The following is a 17,506-nucleotide window of genomic DNA, read 5'->3' as shown; positions in this document are numbered from 1 at the left end:
GTCATGGCGAAGACCGCTCAGGAGATCGACGGGGCCGCGGACCGGCTCACTGGCATGTTCAACAAGCTGATGAACGAGCTCACCCCGCTGCAGTCGTCCTGGGTGGGCGCCGGCGGCTCCTCGTTCCAGGGCATCAAGGACCGCTTCGACACCGACGTGGCGAACCTCAACGTCGCGCTGCGCAGCATCGCGCAGGCCGTGTCGACCGCGGGCCGCGACTACACCCTGAGCGACGACGAGATGCGCCAGGAGATGCAGCAGGCCGGGGCGAGCGCCGGCGAGATCACGCGCGCACTGATGATCAACTGAGCCGAAACGGGGAGGGAACACCATGGCCGGTGACGAGATCGTCGTCGAATTCGCCGCGCTCAACCAGGCCGCGTCCGACATCAGCGCCGCGCTGTCGTCGATGCAGTCCGAGCTCGACAGCGTCGACCAGCAGGTCGCGCCGCTGCTGCACACCTGGCAGAGCGACGCCCAGGAGGCGTTCGCCCAGCGCAAGGCCGAGTGGACCAGCGCGGCCAACGACCTGCACCAGCTGCTGACCGGGATCAAGGGGGCCGTGCTCAAGTCCGCCGAGATCATGCAGGCCCGCGAGAAGGCCAACGTCGCCAAGTTCTCGCGCTGAGCGGCAGGCGCGATGGCCCGATCCCGGACGGGGCGGGCCATCGCGCTACACGGCGGGGAAGGCGTCCGCGAAGGCGCGGTAGACCGGGGTGCCCGGAAGGCGGTCGTGGATCGCGAAGATCACGCGGTCGAAGCACGGCACCCGCTGCATCGCCACCGCGAAGGCCCGCGCCACCTCGCCCGGCTCGTTGCGGAACACGCCGCAGCCCCAGGCGCCCAGGACCAGGGTCCGGTGCTCGTATGCGGCCGCGATCCGCAGCACCCGCGTGGCCCGGCGGCGCAGGATCTCCGGCACGCCGGCGGCGTCGGCGGCCTGGCTGCGCAGCACGGCGCCCAGGTTCGGCGCGGCCGCGGTGAGGAACGCGGTGTGGAAGGGCGCGTCGAGCAGGCGGCCCTCGTCGTCGCGGAAGCACGGTACCGCCGGCGAGTAGATGACCTGGTCGCTGTAGCGCAGGTCGTGCTGGTGGCGGTGGAACTCGTAGAAGCCGGACGCGGCGCGCTGGCAGGCGTAGAGCGCGGACGCGCGGGCCAGGCTCTCCTCCTGGGCCTTCGCGCCGCCGAGGAAGCCGCCGCCGGGGTTCTTGGCCGAGGCGAACACGAGCGTCGCGGCGCCGTCGCCGGCCCGGCGCGCGGCCTCCAGCGTCGACTCGCGGGTCACCTCGACGGCGACGGCCGGGGCCGGGGTGCCGGGCCGGACGGGGTCGTCGGGCTCGAACAGGCGGGTGCCGGCCACCGCGGCCGCGACGGCCACCGGCACGGTCGCGCCGGCGGCGTTGACGTAGGCGCCGCGCTCGGCGATCGCAACGGTCTGACGGGCGATCTCACGCAGCCGGCCACTCACGGGCGACACCGTAGCAGCGCCTTCCCTCCGGCAGCCGGGCATTTTCCGCGCGGCCCGCCGCCTCCGTCGCCGCCACCGGGCGTCGGGCTCGTCCTCGGCGGCGAAGGCGGCGAACGCGGCGAACGCGGCCTGGTGCCGGGTCCGCCTACATACCGCCGGCCACGCGAATGAGCACCTTGCCGACTGCGCCGTTCTCCACCGCGGCGTGCGCCGCCGCCGTCTCGTCGAGCGGATATTCGTGCAACGGCAGGCCGGCCTCGGCGCCGAAGCGCAGCGCGCCGTCGGCCAGGGCCGCGTTCACCGCCGCGGCCCCCTCGGCCAGGGCCGGGGGCGGGACGGTGTAGAGCAGCACGAACTGGTACCGCACGTTGAGCACCATGTGCCGCCGCACGTCCAAGGAGAGCGGCCCGCCGGAGCTGTCGTTGGCGTAGACCGCGATGGTCCCGCCGGAGCGCAGCACGGCCAGGTTCAGCTCGGCGTTGTGGGCCGCGGCCACCTCGACGATCACGTCCGCCCCGCCGGGCAGCGCGGCCCGGACCTGCTCGGCCGCGTCGGCGTCGCGGTAGTTGACCACGTGGTGCGCCCCGGCCCGGCGGGCCAGCTCCGCCTTCTCCGGTGAGCTGACCGTGGCCGCGACCGTGGCCCCGGCCCAGACCGCGAGCTGGATCGCCGCGTTGCCCACGGCCCCGGCCCCGCCGGCGACGAGGACGTTGCGGCCGGCGAGCGCGCCGGGGGCCAGCCGCGCGGGCGCGCCCTCGTGCACGGTGAGCGCCCGGTGCGCGGTCATCGCGGGCACGCCCAGACTCGCACCGGCCTCGAACGACGCCGTGTCCGGCAGCGGTACCACCCGATCGGCCGGCACCACCGTGAACTCCTGCGCGGTGCCGCTCCCCGGCCGCTGGTAGGCCGCCATGACCAGCCACACGCGGTCGCCCACGGCCAGCCCGCTCACCCCGGGCCCGACGGCGTCGATCACCCCGGCGCCGTCCTGGTTGGGCACCTGCCCCTCGGCGGAGACGGGCGCCATGGCGGTGGCGCCGGTGCGGGTCTTCCAGTCGGTCGGGTTCACTCCGGAGACGGCCACCCGGACGCGTACCTCACCCGGCCCCGGCTCCACGAGCTCCCGCTCGGTCACGTTCAGCACCGAGGCCTCACCGAACTCGGTATACACGATCGCCCTGTAGTTCTCGCTCATACGGCTAACGTAGCCGCCACCGCCTCGCGGAACAGGGTGGCGCCGCGGCCGTCGAGGACCCGAGCGACAGGGCCGGCACGTCGCGGATGACCGGCACGCGCAGCCCTGGCCGACGCCGACGGTCACCCCGACATTCACCCTCGCGGCCCGGTGCACCCGGGGCCCGCGGCGCCGGCTCGGTGATCGTGACCTCCGACATTCCGGAGTCTCAGAAGGAGCGGGTTGCGCCGCAACGGCCGCGAGGCGCGCCCAGCGTCAATGTGCACGTATTTCGATCTTCGGATTCCGCGGTCTTGAAACGGGGCCGCCGCCGTGGTCATACTCCACCGCCATGGCGGTCTTCCTGCTCGTCGCGCACGGCACGGCCGGCGACGTCCTGCCGTTCGCGCGCGTCGGTGCCGCGCTGGCCGCGCGCGGCCACGACGTGACGCTCGTGAGCCACGCGCCCTTCGCCCGGCACGCGCCCTACGGCTTCGCCGCCATCGACACCGAGGAGCGCTACCGCGAGCAGCATGCGCACACCCCCGAGCCGCTGGCCGTGCGGCACCCGGACGACCTGCGCCGCTCCTACGAGGCGCGGGGTCTCTTCGACGACCTGCGCCGCGAGGTCGAGCTGCTGGCCGAGCGGCACCGGCCCGGCGAGACGGTGCTCGTGGGCCGGCACACCTCGGCGCTGTCGGTGCTGGTCGCCGCGGACCTGCTCGGCGCGCCGGCGGTCTGGGTCGCGGTCGCCCCGGTGCAGCTGATGGTGGCCCCGGTCGCCGCGACGCACGCGCGCAAGGGGCTGGCCGCGGGTGTCGACGCGGTGCGGGCCGGGCTCGGGCTGGCGCCGGTGGCCGACTGGGCCGGGTTCCTGCGCGTGCCGACGCTGGGGCTGTGGCCGGGCTGGTTCGACGCGGCGGGGATGCGGTCGCGGGCGGCGCTGACCGGATTCGTCTGCGGGGACGAGGACGGCGAGACCGTGGAGCTGCCCGGGCGCCCGATCCTCGTGACGGGCGGGACGGGGCAGATGCCGCATCCGCGGTACTACGAGGTCGCCCTCGCCGCGGCCGGGCTGGTCGACCACCCGGTCGTGGTCGTCTCGCCGGAGCGGGTCGGGGGCTTTGCGTGGTACCGCCGCCTGCCCTTCCCCTCGGCGCTGCCCCAGTGCGGCGCGATCCTGCACCACGGCGGGATCGGCACCGCCGTGCGCGCCCTGCTCTCGGGCACGCCGCAGGTGATCCTGGCGCACGGCGCCGACCGGCCGGACGTGGCCCAGCGGCTGGCCCGGCACGACCTGGCGCGCTGGCTGCCGGTCGGCGCCTGGACCCCGGAGGCGGCCGCCGACCGGCTGTGGGCGGCCCTCACCGACACCGGCTACGGGGCCCGGGCGGCGGGGTTCACGGAGCCCACGCCGGCCGGCCCGGAGCGGGCCGCCGACCGCCTGGAGGCCATGCTGGCCTGACTCCGTCACGCACGCGTCGTCGACGCCTTCGACGACGCGGACGGTGAAAGTTCCACACCCACACCCACGCTCACGGACACGGCCTCGACCGCGCGGCGAGGAGTTCCTCATGCGGGTGTGGACGCGGGGCGTGACACCCGGGCGAGCTTCTCGGGGTTGGCGACGAGGAACACCGTGCCGACGCGCTCCCCGTCCGGCTCCACCGCGAGGACCCCGATCACCCGCTCCCCCACCCGCGCCACGATCGCCGGGGCGCCGTTGACGTCCTCGATCGCGGTCTCGAACGCGGCCGGGGTGGGCAGGCCGATGGAGGCGAGGAAGCGCTGGGCGCCCTCGTCGTCGCAGATCGCGGTGAGGAAGCGCCCGACGCGCTCGGCACTCTCGATGACCCGCAGCGGCGCCTTCGCGCGCCCGCCCCCGTCGGCGACCAGCCGCACGTCGGCGGCGAGCAGGTCGACGAGGCCGGCCAGGTCGCCGCCGAAGCAGGCGGCGAGGAAGCGCTCGGTGAGCCGGCGGCGCTGGTCCCGATCGGCCGTGTAGCGGGGGCGGGCCTCGCGCACGTGGTCGCGGGCGCGCCGGGCCAGCTGGCGGGTCGCGGCCTCGCTGCGGCCGATGACCTCGGCGACCTCGGCGTGGGAGAGGCCGAAGGCTTCGTGCAGGACGAACGCGGCCCGCTCCAGCGGCGACAGCGTCTCCAGCACGACCAGCAGCGCCAGCTCGACGGTCTCGGCCAGCTCCGCACGCGCCTGCGGGTCGGGCTGGGTGCTGATCAGCTCCGGCAGCCAGGCGCCCGGGTAGGCCTCGCGGCGGGCCCGGACCTGGCGCAGCCGGTCGATGGCGAGCCGGGTGGTCACCGTGACCAGGAACGCCTGCGGGCTGCCGACGCCGGACCGGTCGGCGGCGGACCAGCGCAGCCAAGCCTCCTGGACCACGTCCTCGGCATCCGTGACGGTGCCGAGGATGCGGTAGGCGACGTCGAGCAGCCGGCGGCGGTGCGGCGTGAAGTCATCGGAGCCCATGCGTGACAAGACGTCACCGCCGCCGGATGTGTGACATCAGCGGTGCCTCAGAGCCGTGGCATCAGAGCTTGACGACCTCGCCGGTGTCGGCCGAGCGGCGGGCCGCCTCCAGCACCTTCAGCGCGGCGATGGCGTCGTGCACGTCGACCGGGCTCGGGGCGCCGTCGCGCAGGGCGGCCGCGAAACCGGCGTAGAACTCCTGGTACGCCCCCGGATCGGTCGGCACCGTGTGGTCGGCGCCGTCGTAGTCGGTGAGCACCCCGAACGTCTCCGGCTCCTCCTGGCCCCAGCCGGGCTCGGTGGGCAGCCGGCCCGCGCGCAGCGCGTCCTCCTGCACGTCGAGGCCGTACTTCGTGTAGGCCCCGCGGTCGCCCAGCACCCGCAGCCGCGGGCCGGACTTGGCCGCGAGCGTCGTGGCCCACAGGTGCGAGCGCGCGTCGCCCTCGTGCCGCAGCGCGATGAACGTGTCGTCGTCCACGGTGAGCCCGGCGCGGCGGGTGTGCGCCTCGGCGTACACCTCGGTCGCGGGGCCGAGCAGCTGCAGCGCCTGGTCGACGAGGTGGCTGCCGAGGTCGTACAGCAGGCCGCCGGCCTCGGCCGGGTCGCCGCTCTCGCGCCAGCCCCCCTTGGGCACCGGGCGCCACCGGTCGAAGCGGGACTCCAGGCGCAGCACCCGGCCGAGCCGGCCCTCCGCGACGAGCCGGCGCACGGTGCGGAAGTCGCCGTCCCAGCGCCGGTTCTGATACACGGTCAGCAGCTTCTGCTGCTTCGCGGCCAGCGCCGCGAGCTCCTCGGCCTCGGCCGAGGTCGGGGTGAGCGGCTTGTCGACGACGACGGACAGCCCGGCCTCGAGCGCGGCGCGGGCCATCGGCGCGTGGGTGCGGTTGGGCGAGGCGACGACGACGGCGTCGAGGTCGCCCGCGGACCACAGCTCCTCGGCCCGCTCGACGATGCGGGCGTCCGGGTAGCGCTCCGCCGCGCTGTGCTGCCGGCCCGGGTCCGAGGTGACGATCGCGGCCAGGCTGAGCCCGGGGGTGGTGCTGATCAACGGCGCGTGGAACGCGGAGCCGGCCAGGCCGTAGCCGATCAGCCCGACGCGCAGGGTGGTGTCGCTCATGGCGCCAGTCTTCCATCTCGCCCACCGGGCACCGTCGCCTGCTGGGACAACATCGGCGCGCGTTGCCGTGGGAGCCGGCCGATGAACCCCTCGGCCTCGCCTTCCCGCTCGGCCTCCGGCTGGAGAGGGCTCGGCGAGCTACAAGGTCATCTCGTCGTGAGGTGAGACCTTTCAGTGCGAGGTGCCGCTGACGAACACGTCCACGACCGCGTCGACGGGCTGGACGCCTGCGCACTCTCCTGACCCTGCGGGGGGCCGTCCCCATGCGGGCGGCCCCCACGTCCGGCCGCTCGACGGATCCGCGGTGATGAGCCGCATCAGTACTATCCCTGCCATGCCAACGCAAGGCCGCCACGCTGCCGACGACGACCCCACCGAGGTGATCGAGCGCATTCCGGCTCCTCGCCGCGCTCCGCGCTCGTCCGGTGTGGATTCGCCCGTGGTGGATTCGCCGCTGGTGGAGCCGGCGCCGGCTCCCCCGAAGCGGCGGTTCGGCCGCGGGACCCGGATCGCGCTGGTCATCGTCGCGTCACTCGCCGTGCTGATCGGCGTGGCGTTCGGCGGCACCGCCCTCTGGCTCAACTCGGTGGCGTCGAGCGTCGATCGGGTCGACGCCTTCGGCGGGGTCCCCGAGGCCGAACGCCCCCAGAAGGCCGAGGCGGCGAAGAACGCGATGAACTTCCTGCTGCTGGGCAGCGACTCACGGAACCCGGACAACCAGGACGGCTCCCGCAGCGACACGATCATCGTGCTGCACCTGAACCAGACCCACACCAAGGCTCAGATGGTCTCGATCCCCAGGGACACGTGGGTGTACGTCCCGAAGGCCCCGAAGAGCCAGTACGGCAACCGGGAAGCCAAGATCAACGCCGCCTACGCGTGGGGTGGCGTGCCCGGCATCGTGCAGACTGTCGAGAGGTTCACGAACATTCGCATCGATCACGTCGTGATGGTCGACTTCTCCGGCTTCAAGGAGATCGTCGACGCCCTCGGCGGCGTGGACATCAACGTGTCGGAGAGCTTCACCTCGACCCACTCGCTGGACCCCTCGGGCACCCGCCACTTCGAGAAGGGGCTGCAGACCATGGACGGCGCGACCGCCCTGGACTACGCCCGCGAGCGCTACGCCTTCCAGGACGGCGACTTCGCCCGGATCCGCCACCAGCAGCAGGTCATCAAGGCCGTGCTGAACAAGGCCGCCTCGGGCGGCACCCTGAGCAGCCCGGGCAAGCTCAACGACTTCCTGCACGCCACCGCCGACGCGGCCACCGTCGACGACACGCTGAACATGTTCGACATGGCCATGGAGCTGCGCAACATCCGCGGCGACGACGTGACCGCCTACACCAGCCCGACGAAGGGCACCGGCATGAAGGGCGACGAGTCGGTGGTCCTGGCCGACACCGAGCTGGTCAAGCCGTTCTTCGACGCCCTGCGCGAGGACAGGCCGCTCCCGGAGCCCACCAAGTAGCGAGCCGGCACCGGCAACTCCGGCCGCGCGGACCCGCACGCGCACGGCGCGGACGTGGACTTGCGACGACCCGCTCAACGGCCGGCTTCGCGCAGGCGCCGCGTCCGCGCGGTGAGCTCGGATGCGAGCTCGTCCGGGTCGGCCCCGCGGGCAAGGGCCGCCGAACAGGCGGCCCTCAGTTCGCGTAGCAGCAGCTCCCTGATCTCGACCAAGCACAGATCCATCTGCCCACTCCCACCGGTCGATCCTGTGTCAGGCACCCCTCTTGCTGACGGACCGCACTAGATCCAGCGCTGTCCGTCAGAATGTGGGGAGCAGACCGAGCACCGCGCCGACCACCCGGTCGACCGTCGCCTCGTCGCCGAGCAGCTCCGCGGCCAGCCGGGTCAGCGAGCTCTCCCCCGGTGCCAGGCCGAGCTCCAGGTCGTCCCCGCCGGCCGAGCCGCCGAAGGCCACCCGGACGACCTCGGCCACCACGGTCCGGGGATCCTCGCCCCGCTCGACCCGCCGCACGATCGCGTCGAGCGCCAGCCCGGCCAGGCTGTGCAGGCGCGACTCCTCCCGGTAATGCCGCGCGACCAGCGACAGCGGCCGCTCCGGGATCTCGGGCTCCTCGACGCCGGCCCGCGCGCCCCGCACCGGCGCCTCCTTGCGGCCGAGGGGGCGCTCGACGTATTTGGCGTACCAGTGGGGGCGCCGTCGCATCGTGGCCAGCACGGTCTCGATGTCGCGCCGCACCGCGGACTCGCCGGCCCGGTGGTCGCCGGTCACGCCGACCCGCCGGTCCACCCACGCGTCGATCGGCCACAACTCGATGCCCGCGGTCACCGGCAGGCCGACCCAGACCAGCATCTCGTGGGCCAGCAGCGAGAGCCACCGGTCGGCGGCCAGGCCCTCGAGCACCCACTGCGGCACCCGCACCTTCTGCAGCGCGCCCCGCTCACCGCGGCGGCGCCGGTGCGCGTCGATGGTCGCCACGTTGAGCCGGGCAACCAGCCAGCCGTCGAGGTTCACGATCGGCGCCCACGCCTTCAGCAGCAGGTGCTCGACCAGAGCCTGGGTGTCGTCGTGGTACCGATCCAGGCAGTCCGGCTCGAGCCAGCCCAGCGAGACCGCGCATGCGTGATGCCCGCGGGCGATCTCGACACTGCGGGTTTTGCGCTGGAAGACGATCGGCCCGGCGATCTCGTAGGCGGCCCGCCGCAGTTCCCGCTGCTCGTCCGGGTTCGCGGCGGCGTATCGACCGGCGAGCATTCCCAGGCCGGCCAGCTCGCGCAGGCGACTGATGTGTTGACGTGCACGTCACACCCCTTCGGCATTCGAGTCGCCCCGCCGGGGTTCTTTTGTCACGGAGGAGGGCGCGTCGGCGATGGCGCTCAAGGCTAAGGCCGCTGCAGACGCTGCTGGCGCATCTCGCCCGCCAAGCAAATCATTGCTCCTCGCGGAGTGGCTGACCGCCGTGCGCGCGAGTCCCTGGATCCCTCGACGCAAGTCAACGACGCCGCCTACCGCGATACGTACGTGGTGTCCAACTTCGCCGGCACCTCGCGATGCCGGACGCCGAGCAGAGGGACTTCGGCGCCGGCTACCAGCATCACGGCAAGCTGTTCTGCCATCCGGACAGAGACCCTGCTCCCATTCGGACAACGTCATGCGGCGGTTCATCCGCGTTGTCGATGTGGCCGGAGTACCCCGAATCTGGCTGCATGACGTGCGCCACACCTACGCCACGGTGGCTCTCGACAACGGCGACGACCTAAAAGTGGTCAGCGATCGGCTCGGCCACGCGAACGTGACCGTCACCACGCAGATTTACGCGCACAGGTCCGTGGGCAAAAACCGCCAGTCGGCCGACCGCATCGCGAGCCTCATCCTCCAGCGAGTACTGGGAGGTGCCGGCCTAAAGAAGGCCCTGGCTACAGATCTGCCTACACCGGATGCCAGAATGGCCCCTCAGGTGATCCCTGAGGGGCCATTTCCATTGGTAGCGGGGACAGGATTTGAACCTGCGGCCTCTGGGTTATGAGCCCAGCGAGCTACCGAGCTGCTCCACCCCGCGTCGCACCATCAACACTAGCCCAAGAAACCCAAGACCCCAAACCGTTAACGAAGGCACAAGAGCACAAGAGCCGATAGAAAAGCGCGCCCACCGACAACCCGGCAGCGAAGGCGCGCAGCGCCGAGCGGTGCCTGGCGGGAGCAACGGCCAGAACCACAAACAACCCGAGCAAAACAAACACGACACACGAAGACGCTTCGGTGCAAGCGCAACCAACGACGCTCTGGTGGGGGGTGTTGGGGTGGCGAAGCCCCCCACTGGGGAGCGAACGAAGTGAGCGCGAAGCATGCTGCAAATCGAAACGGCAAACGCCCCCCGCGTGAAGCAGGGGGCGTCGCGATTTGTAGCGGGGACAGGATTTGAACCTGCGACCTCTGGGTTATGAGCCCAGCGAGCTACCGAGCTGCTCCACCCCGCGTCGGCTTGTTCAGCTTAGCGGACGGGGTTGGTGAGTTCCAAATCGGAGCCGGGTGACCGTGTCGGGGGGCACCCGGGCCGGGGTCGTTACCGCCGGCCCGGGTGATCACCGAAGCGGTCAGCCCGAGGACGGCTGGACCGACAGGGACGGCGAGGCGCCCGGCGTGGCGCCCGGGGAGCCGCTCGGCGACGGGGTGGCGCCCGCCGCCTTCGTGGCCTCCTCGTACCGCGCGATCGCGTCGTTCAACGCCTTGAGCGCGCGGCCGTACGCCTCGAAGTCGCCCGACTGCTGGGCCGCCTTCATGTCCGCGATCGCCTTGTTCATGGCGGCGATCGCCTCCTGCACCTGGGGCGTGCCCTGGTTGCCGGACGGGTTGCCGGTGTTCTGGCCGGTGTTGCCGCCGTTGTCCGTCTGGGGTACCGGCGCCTGGCCGGTGACCTGTTTGACGAGCTGCTCCAGACCGTCGGCGAGCGTGTCGGCGTAGGCCATGTACTTCGGGCCGTAGGCGACCAGCACCTTCTGCAGGCGCGGGAACGCGGTCTCGTTCTTCGCCTTCAGATAGATCGGCTCGACGTACAGCATGCCGTTGGCGACCGGCAGGGACAGCAGGTTGCCGTAGAACACGTCCGAGTTCTGCGAGCTGAACTGGGTGAGCTCGCGTCTGGCGTCGGCGATCGACGTCATGCTGCTGTGGGTCTGGTTCGGGCCCTGGATCGCGGTGTTCGCCGGCAGCTCGAGCACCTCGAAGCGGGGCTGGCCGTTGACGTAGGAGGCCGACATGAGCGCCGCCAGGTTGCCGCGCTTGCGCGGGGCCATCGCGGCGGTGAGCTGGAAGCGGGCCTCGTCCTGGCCGGGGAGCTGGGCGACGAGGTAGTACGGCGGCTGGTCGGCCGTCGCGTTCGCCGGGTCCTTCGGGACCTCCCAGAAGTCCTGGCCGGAGAAGAAGCCCTCGGGCGTCGTGACGTGGAAGCGGCTGAGCAGGTCACGCTGGACCTTGAACTGGTCCTCCGGGTAGCGCAGGTGCGCCATCAGGCTCTCCGAGATCGCGGAGCGCGGCTGGACCAGCTTGCCGCCGAAGGCCTTGTTCCAGGTCTTGAGGACCGGGTCGCTCTCGTCGAACGCGTAGAGCTTGACCTCGCCCGTGTACGCGTCGACCGTCGCCTTGACCGAGTTGCGCAGGTAGTTGACGTCCTGGCGCGGCTCCGGGAACATCCGGCCGCCGGTCGAGGAGTCCTGGATCGCGGTGTTCCAGTCGAGCTTCTGCGCGTACGGGTAGGTCGCCGACGTGGTGTACCCGTCGATGATCCATTGGATCTTGCCGTCGACGACCGCCGGATACGGGTCGCTGTCCAGCGTCAGGAACGGCGCGATGTTGCGCACCCGGGTCTCCGGGTCGCGGACGTACAGCACCTTCGAGTGGTCGTTGAGCACCCCGGAGAGCAGGAAGTTGGTCTCACGGAAGTACGACGCGTAGAGCAGCCGGCGCCAGAAGGTGTTCACGTCCACGCCGCCGGTGCCGTCGTACGTCGAGTACTGGTCCTGGTCGCCGGAGCCCCCGGTCGGCCGGTCGAACTCGGCGTTGCGGTCGGACGCCTTGCTCTTGCCGACGATCGCGTAGACGTCGCCCATCTGCTCGCCGTAGTAGATCTGCGGATGGGTGACCTTGATCTGGTCGTTGTCCGAGGCGCACTCTTCGCTGCCCTGGTTGTCCGGCTTGGTGTTCTCGCTCAGGAAGCCGGAGACGTAGTACGGCTGACCGCCGCAGACGACCTGGTTGGCCGGGGCGGCGACGAAGCCGTAGCCGTGCGTGTAGACGCTGTGCCGGTTCTGCCAGTTGTTCTGCTGGAGCTGGTCGTAGCGGATCTCCCGGACGCCGACGATGTAGTCCTGGGTGCGCGTCTTGCCCTTGTCGTCGGTCAGCGTGTAGCGGTCGATGTCCAGCTTCGGGTTGAACTCGTAGAAGCCGCGGACCTGCTGCTGCTGGGTGTAGGTGTCGCCGACGACGGCGGGGTCGAGGAGCCGGATGTTGTTCACCGTCGGATCGCTGCCGTTGGTCAGCGAGGGCGGCGGGTCGGTGTTGCTCGACGCGTACGGGACGACCTTCACGTCCTTCAAGCCGTACGCGTCGCGCGTGGCGTCGATGGCGTACTGGAAGTACGGAGCCTCCTTCTGCAGCTGGCTCGGCTTGACGGTGAACGACTGCACCGCGGCCGGGTAGATGCCGCCGACCGCCACGGCGGACAGCGCCAGCAGACCCAGGGCCAGCCCGGGCCACACCAGGTTGCGCATGAAGGCGTTGGAGAACACCAGGATCGCGATCGCCACGACGATGGAGATCCAGGCGAGGATCTCCTTGGCCGGCAGCAGGGCGTTGATGTTCGTGTAGCCGGCGCCGTACAGGTCCTGCGTCGGGAACTTGTCCAGCAGCAGGCCGCGGCGGTCGAGGAAGTACGCCGCCGCCTTGAGCAGCACGAAGACCGCGACGAGGGCGGTCAGGTGCGCGCGGGCCGCGGCCGTCATCCGCTCGCCGGCGCCCTGGAGCCGGACCCCGCCGAAGAGGTAGTGCAGGGCGAGCGCGCCGATCAGCGAGAAGACCACGGCGGTGAAGGCCACGCCGAGCAGGTAGCGCCAGAACGGGTACTCGAACACGTAGAACGACAGGTCCACGTGGAACTGCGGGTCGGTCCGGCCGAAGGGGGTGCTGTTGCTGAACAGCATCCAGTCCTGCCAGTGGCCCTGCGCCGAGAGGCCGGAGAACAGCCCGATCAGGCCGGCCACGAGGATGATCCAGCCGGTCATGTGCGGCAGCAGGAACAGCCGGTAGCGGTCCAGCGCGTGCTGCTCGGCCGAGTGCGGCCGCAGCAGCGGGCGGGTCCGGTAGGCCAGGTAGAGGTTGCCGGCGATGACGAGCCCGACCGCCACGCCGAAGATCACGAACATCCAGATGCGGGTCGTGAGCACCCCGGTGAAGACCTGGGGGTACTTGACCTCGGAGAACCACAGATAGTCGGCCCACGCCCCGACCACCCGGTCGAACAAGGTGAACAGCAGGAAGACGACCACCAGGACGGCGATCGTGACCCGTCCTCGCCGGCTCACCCTGGTCATCGGATTACGCATTACCACGGTCGGCTCCGCCCGTTCGCGTATGGAAACTCGTCCAGCGTAGTCATCTACTACACAGCGTCGGCGTCCGACCGGCCCGCAGCGTGTCGAGTGCGGTCAGCGCGTCGTCGATGTTGTTCACTTTGATCAATGGCAGGCCGGGCTGCGGATTGTCCATCGCCTCGCCGCAGTTGGCCGCGGGCGTGAGGAAGACCTTGGCCCCGGCGGCCTTCGCGGCCACGAGCTTCTGCGGGATGCCGCCGATCGGGCCGACCGCGCCGGCGTCGTCGATCGTGCCCGTACCGGCGATGATCATGCCGCCCGTGAGGTCCTCGGGCTTGATCGTGTCGATGATGCCCAGCGTGAACATCAGGCCGGCCGACGGGCCGCCGATGCGGTCGAGCTGGATCGTGAGCTTGAACGGGTGCGGCTGGCTGGTGCCGGCCTGGATGCCGAGGCGCGGATGGCCGTCGTCGCCGGCCTTGGTCGCGACCTCGACGGTGGAGGTCTGCCCGGCCCGCACGATCTCGATCTGGTGGCTGGTGCCGGCCGGCTTGGCCCGCACGAGCTCGGTGAGCTTGTCGGGGCTGTCCACCGCGGTGCCGTCGACGGACTTGATGACGTCGTCCTTGCGCAGCTTGCCCTCGGCCGGGAAGCCGGCGGTGACCTCGGCCACGGTGACCTGGACGGGGTAGCCGAGCTTGCGCAGCGCGACGGTCTCGGCCGAGGTCTGCGACTGCTGGAAGTCGCGGGCGTTGTCCTCGTCGACCTGCTGCTGCGTGCGGTCCGGCGGGTAGATCAGCTCACGCGGCACGACCGCCCGGTCCTTCTGCCACCAGCCGATCATGGCGTCGAGCAGCGTCATGTCGGGCTGGACCGACACGGTGGTCATGCGCAGCTGACCCTTGGACCTCGTGGCCTCGGCGCCGTCGACGCTGATGATGGGGTGGCCGCCGGGCTTGCCCGTGTCCGTGCCGAGCGTGTCGTAGGTCGGGCCGGGGCCCATCTCGACGTACGGCACCTTGACCACGGTCGCCTGCCAGGCCAGCACCAACAGCAGCAGCGCGCCGAACAGCACGGTCAGCCCACGACGTCTCATGGCGGCGAGCCTAGCGCTCCCGGCCTACCGCACCTGGAAGCGAGTACCGTTGTCACATGCCCGCAGATATCCCGTTCGGCTTCGGTCCGTCCGGCGGCGACGTGCCGGATCCCAATGATCCGCGCCAGATGCAGCAATTCCTGAGCCAGCTGCAGCAGCTGTTCGCCACGCCCAGCGGCGGTCCGGTCAACTGGGATCTCGCGCGACAGCTGGCGCAGGCCCATCTCACCGGCGGCGGCCCGGCGGCCGGCGTGTCGCAGTTCCCGGTCGGCTTCGCCATGCCCGGCGCCCCGATGCCGGCCACCGAGCCGGCCGACCCCGACGCCGCGAAGCCCGTCGGCGACCCGGCCGTGACGGCCGTGGAGCGCGCCGCGGTCATCGAGGCGCTGCGGCTGGCCGACCTGTGGCTGGAACCGGAGTCCGCACTCCCCTCCGGCGTGCGCTCGACCGCCGCCTGGAGCCGCGGCGAGTGGCTCAACCAGACCCTGCCGATCTGGCGCAAGCTCTGCGACCCGGTCGCGGCCCGCATGGTCTCGGCCATGACCGAGCTGGTCCCCGAGGAGATGCGCGCCCAGATGGGCCCGATGACCTCGATGGTGGCGTCGCTGGGCGGCGCGCTGCTCGGCGGGCAGCTGGGCACCGCGCTGGGCTCCCTGGCCGCCGAGGTGCTCTCGGCCGGCGACATCGGCCTGCCGCTGGGCCCGGCCGGGACCGCGGCGCTGCTGCCGGCGAACATCGCGGAATACGGCAAGGGCCTGGAGGTCCCCGACGACCAGGTGCGCCTCTACGTGGCCCTGCGCGAGGCGGCCCACCAGCGTCTCTTCGGCCACGTCCCGTGGCTGCGGGGCCACGTCTTCGCCGCGGTCGAGGCCTACGCGGCCGGCATCCACGTCGACCGCGAGGCTATCGAGGAGGCGATGAGCCGCATCGACCCGTCGACCCTCGGCAACGACCCGCAGGAGCTGGTGCTCGAGGGCATCTTCACGCCCGAGGACACGCCGCAGCAGCGGGCCGCCCTGGCCCGGCTCGAGACGGCGCTCGCGCTCGTGGAGGGCTGGGTCTGCCACGTGGTGGACCGCGCCGCCGGCGAGCGCCTGCCCGACGTCGTGAAGCTCTCGGAGGCCTTCCGGCGCCGGCGCGCGGCCGGCGGCCCCGCGGAGCAGACGTTCGCCGCGCTGGTCGGGCTCGAGCTGCGCCCGCGCCGGCTGCGGGAGGCCACGGCGCTGTGGAACGCGCTGACCGAGCACCGCGGGGTGAGCGGCCGCGACGCGCTCTGGGGCCACCCGGACCTGCTGCCGGACGAGGAGGCGTTCGCCGACCCGGACCTCTTCGCCCGCACCCAGCTGGACCTCGGCGACCTGGGCTTCGGCGAGTTCGGTTCGCTGGGCGACCCGTCGTCCGAGGAGCAGAAGCCCTCCTCCGACGAGGAGAAGCCTCCGTCCGACGGCGAGGGCTGAGAGCGTCATGACTCGGGTCCGCGAGGGTGCGGACCGTTGCTCCCGCCAGGCACCGCTCGGCGCTGCGCGCCGACGCTGTCAGGTCCGCCGCTGGTCACCCTGAACCTATCCGCCGGCCCCATCGGCAACGTCAGGTCTGCAGCGCCTCGGTCGCGTCGGCCGGGACCGGGACGGCAACTGTCTCCGGGCCCGCGCCGACCGCACCGCTAGGTCAACGGCGCCCTGGTCGCGTCGGCCGGCACGGTGATGGTCTTCGGGTCCGCGCCGCCGGCGCCAGGCCGGCTTCACGCCGACGGCGCCGCTGGGTGATCAGCGCCTGGGTCGCGTCCCAGCCGTCCAGGCCGAGATCGACCGGCGCCAGGCCGGCTACACGCCGACGGCGCCGCTAGGTGAGCAGCGCCCGGGTCGCGTCCCAGCCGTCCAGGCCGAGATCGAGACGGCGGAGATCTTCCGGCCCGCGCAGCCGGTGCCAGCCCGGCGCGGAGGCGACCATCGTCGGCTCCGGGGCCGGGCGGCGCGCCGTGGCCACGTCCCCGGCGTCGGCGTCGAGCTCGGGCAGCCACTCCGGCAGCGGCAGGCGAGCGGCGGCGCCGAGCAGCCCGCCGTTGTGCGCCGGGGCGATCGCGAGGTGGCGGGTCGACAGCGGGCGCAGCAGCTTGCCCACGAGCATCGCCGGCAGATCGGGCGCGTCCGCGAGCAGGACGGCCGCCTTGTCGTGCCCGTCGGCGGCCGCGGCGGCGAACGCGGCCCGGATCGTCGGCGCCGGGATCTCGTAGATCCGGGTCGACGGCCAGGCGATCCTGGCGGCCAGCGGCAGATCGTCCGCGACGGCGGCGATGGCCGGCTGGACGCGCGGCAGCGGGGCCAGCAGGTCGACGAGGTCCTCGGCCATCGCCGAACGCCAGACGTCCGGCTCGGTGCCGGGCGGCGCCCAGGCGACCGGGACGAGCAGCGCGACGACAGCGGCGACCGTCATTCGGTGATCCCCAGACCGGCCATCACCGAGCGCCAGACGGCCGGCTCGGTGCCAGGCGGCGCCCAAGCGACCGGGACGAGCAGCGCGACGACAGCGGCGACCGTCATTCGGTGATCCCCAGACCGGCGGCCGCTGACACCCCCTCAAGATACCCCCGGGCCCGTTCGGCCTTCGGGTAGCGGGCGACCAGCGCCCAGAAGGCGCTGCTGTGGCTCGGGATCACCAGGTGTGACAGCTCGTGCAGCAGCACGTAGTCGATCACCCAGTCGGGCATCTCCTGCACGCGGTGGGAGATGCGGATGGTACCGTCTGCCGGCGTGCAAGATCCCCAGCGCCCGTTCTGGTTCTGCACCCACCGCACGCTGGCCGGACGGCCGGCCGCGGCGTGGTCGGGCAGGTAGCGGGCGGCGAGCCGCTGCGCCCTGGAGGTCAGTTCGGCATCGGTCCGCCGAGCTCGCTGCTCTCGCGCCGCCAGGCGCTCGAGCATCCGGTCGACCCACTCGCGCTCCTCGGCGCGTGAGAACTGGGCCGGGATAAGCACCACCACGCGTTCGCCGTCACGGTAGGCCGACACCGTGCGACGGCGGCGCTTGCTGCGCCGCACCTCGATGACCGGCTTGCGGGTCATGCCGGCCGCCCCCCTCGGGTCCCGCTCACGGGGGAACGCTAGCCGTTGGC

The 17,506-nt window shown here is 72.1% G+C and carries 15 protein-coding genes and 2 tRNA genes; 6 read left to right on the top strand and 11 right to left on the bottom strand.

The window, feature by feature from the left end; translation table 11 throughout:
• The first annotated feature begins 3 nt into the window (after positions 1-3).
• Together ACQP2P_RS05025 and ACQP2P_RS05020 are read left to right on the top strand one after the other, a co-directional pair.
• A complete protein-coding gene (locus ACQP2P_RS05025) occupies positions 4-309 on the top strand; it encodes a WXG100 family type VII secretion target (RefSeq protein WP_433083584.1) in 306 nt (101 codons plus the stop codon).
• Positions 310-331: 22 nt separating this feature from the next.
• Positions 332-628, top strand: a complete 297-nt coding sequence (locus tag ACQP2P_RS05020) for a WXG100 family type VII secretion target (RefSeq protein ID WP_433083582.1) — start codon at positions 332-334, stop codon at positions 626-628.
• Positions 629-673: 45 nt separating this feature from the next.
• On the opposite strand, the gene ACQP2P_RS05015 is transcribed toward ACQP2P_RS05020, so the two are convergent.
• Together ACQP2P_RS05015 and ACQP2P_RS05010 are read right to left on the bottom strand one after the other, a co-directional pair.
• A complete protein-coding gene (locus tag ACQP2P_RS05015) occupies positions 674-1,468 on the bottom strand; it encodes a TIGR02452 family protein (RefSeq protein ID WP_433613716.1) in 795 nt (264 codons plus the stop codon).
• 145 nt (positions 1,469-1,613) lie between these two features.
• Complete coding sequence (locus ACQP2P_RS05010) at positions 1,614-2,663, bottom strand: NADPH:quinone reductase (protein WP_433613714.1); 1,050 nt, start codon at positions 2,661-2,663, stop codon at positions 1,614-1,616.
• Positions 2,664-2,994: 331 nt separating this feature from the next.
• Here ACQP2P_RS05010 and ACQP2P_RS05005 point away from each other — a divergent pair, with 331 nt between their 5' ends.
• Complete coding sequence (locus ACQP2P_RS05005) at positions 2,995-4,107, top strand: glycosyltransferase (protein ID WP_433613712.1); 1,113 nt, start codon at positions 2,995-2,997, stop codon at positions 4,105-4,107.
• Positions 4,108-4,214: 107 nt separating this feature from the next.
• Here ACQP2P_RS05005 and sigJ read toward each other — a convergent pair whose 3' ends face one another.
• Both sigJ and ACQP2P_RS04995 read right to left on the bottom strand, forming a co-directional pair.
• Complete coding sequence (gene sigJ / locus ACQP2P_RS05000; RefSeq protein ID WP_433613710.1) at positions 4,215-5,126, bottom strand: RNA polymerase sigma factor SigJ; 912 nt, start codon at positions 5,124-5,126, stop codon at positions 4,215-4,217.
• A 61-nt stretch (positions 5,127-5,187) separates the two neighbouring features.
• The gene (locus tag ACQP2P_RS04995) at positions 5,188-6,243 is read right to left on the bottom strand and encodes a Gfo/Idh/MocA family oxidoreductase (protein WP_433613708.1); all 1,056 of its coding nucleotides are present in this window, start codon (positions 6,241-6,243) and stop codon (positions 5,188-5,190) included.
• 334 nt (positions 6,244-6,577) lie between these two features.
• Between ACQP2P_RS04995 and ACQP2P_RS04990 the strand changes: the two genes are divergently transcribed.
• Positions 6,578-7,714, top strand: a complete 1,137-nt coding sequence (locus tag ACQP2P_RS04990) for an LCP family protein (RefSeq protein WP_433613706.1) — start codon at positions 6,578-6,580, stop codon at positions 7,712-7,714.
• Between the two features lie 300 nt (positions 7,715-8,014).
• On the opposite strand, the gene ACQP2P_RS04985 is transcribed toward ACQP2P_RS04990, so the two are convergent.
• Positions 8,015-8,968, bottom strand: coding sequence for a hypothetical protein (locus ACQP2P_RS04985; RefSeq protein ID WP_433613704.1), 954 nt, complete (start codon positions 8,966-8,968; stop codon positions 8,015-8,017).
• A gap of 115 nt (positions 8,969-9,083) precedes the next feature.
• Between ACQP2P_RS04985 and ACQP2P_RS04980 the strand changes: the two genes are divergently transcribed.
• On the top strand, positions 9,084-9,740 hold the full coding sequence (locus tag ACQP2P_RS04980) for a tyrosine-type recombinase/integrase (protein WP_433618988.1): 657 nt from the start codon (positions 9,084-9,086) through the stop codon (positions 9,738-9,740).
• Here the strand turns inward: ACQP2P_RS04980 and ACQP2P_RS04975 are convergent.
• From ACQP2P_RS04975 to ACQP2P_RS04960, 4 genes are all read right to left on the bottom strand, one after another.
• Positions 9,697-9,773, bottom strand: a tRNA-Met gene (locus ACQP2P_RS04975). The two genes, ACQP2P_RS04980 and ACQP2P_RS04975, sit on opposite strands and share 44 nt — an antisense overlap.
• 344 nt (positions 9,774-10,117) lie before the next feature.
• Positions 10,118-10,191, bottom strand: a tRNA-Met gene (locus ACQP2P_RS04970).
• 117 nt (positions 10,192-10,308) lie between these two features.
• Entirely contained in the window at positions 10,309-13,299 is a 2,991-nt protein-coding gene (locus ACQP2P_RS04965; protein ID WP_433613702.1) for a UPF0182 family membrane protein, read from the bottom strand.
• A gap of 61 nt (positions 13,300-13,360) precedes the next feature.
• Positions 13,361-14,395 (bottom strand): YlbL family protein, encoded by a 1,035-nt coding sequence (locus ACQP2P_RS04960; protein ID WP_433613700.1) that lies wholly within the window; start codon positions 14,393-14,395, stop codon positions 13,361-13,363.
• Positions 14,396-14,451: 56 nt separating this feature from the next.
• Here ACQP2P_RS04960 and ACQP2P_RS04955 point away from each other — a divergent pair, with 56 nt between their 5' ends.
• Entirely contained in the window at positions 14,452-15,852 is a 1,401-nt protein-coding gene (locus tag ACQP2P_RS04955) for a zinc-dependent metalloprotease (protein ID WP_433613698.1), read from the top strand.
• Positions 15,853-16,237: 385 nt separating this feature from the next.
• Here the strand turns inward: ACQP2P_RS04955 and ACQP2P_RS04950 are convergent, their stop codons facing one another.
• Together ACQP2P_RS04950 and ACQP2P_RS04945 are read right to left on the bottom strand one after the other, a co-directional pair.
• Complete coding sequence (locus tag ACQP2P_RS04950) at positions 16,238-16,828, bottom strand: hypothetical protein (protein ID WP_433613696.1); 591 nt, start codon at positions 16,826-16,828, stop codon at positions 16,238-16,240.
• Positions 16,829-16,931: 103 nt separating this feature from the next.
• On the bottom strand, positions 16,932-17,456 hold the full coding sequence (locus tag ACQP2P_RS04945) for a M48 metallopeptidase family protein (protein WP_433083490.1): 525 nt from the start codon (positions 17,454-17,456) through the stop codon (positions 16,932-16,934).
• Between the last annotated feature and the right edge of the window lie 50 nt (positions 17,457-17,506).

Origin of the sequence: Dactylosporangium sp. CA-139114 (genome assembly GCF_050955725.1) — a bacterium.
In the GTDB taxonomy this organism is placed as follows: Bacteria; Actinomycetota; Actinomycetes; order Mycobacteriales; family Micromonosporaceae; genus Dactylosporangium.
Note: the sequence above shows the minus strand (reverse complement) of the source record. Positions and strands in the feature narration are given on the sequence as shown.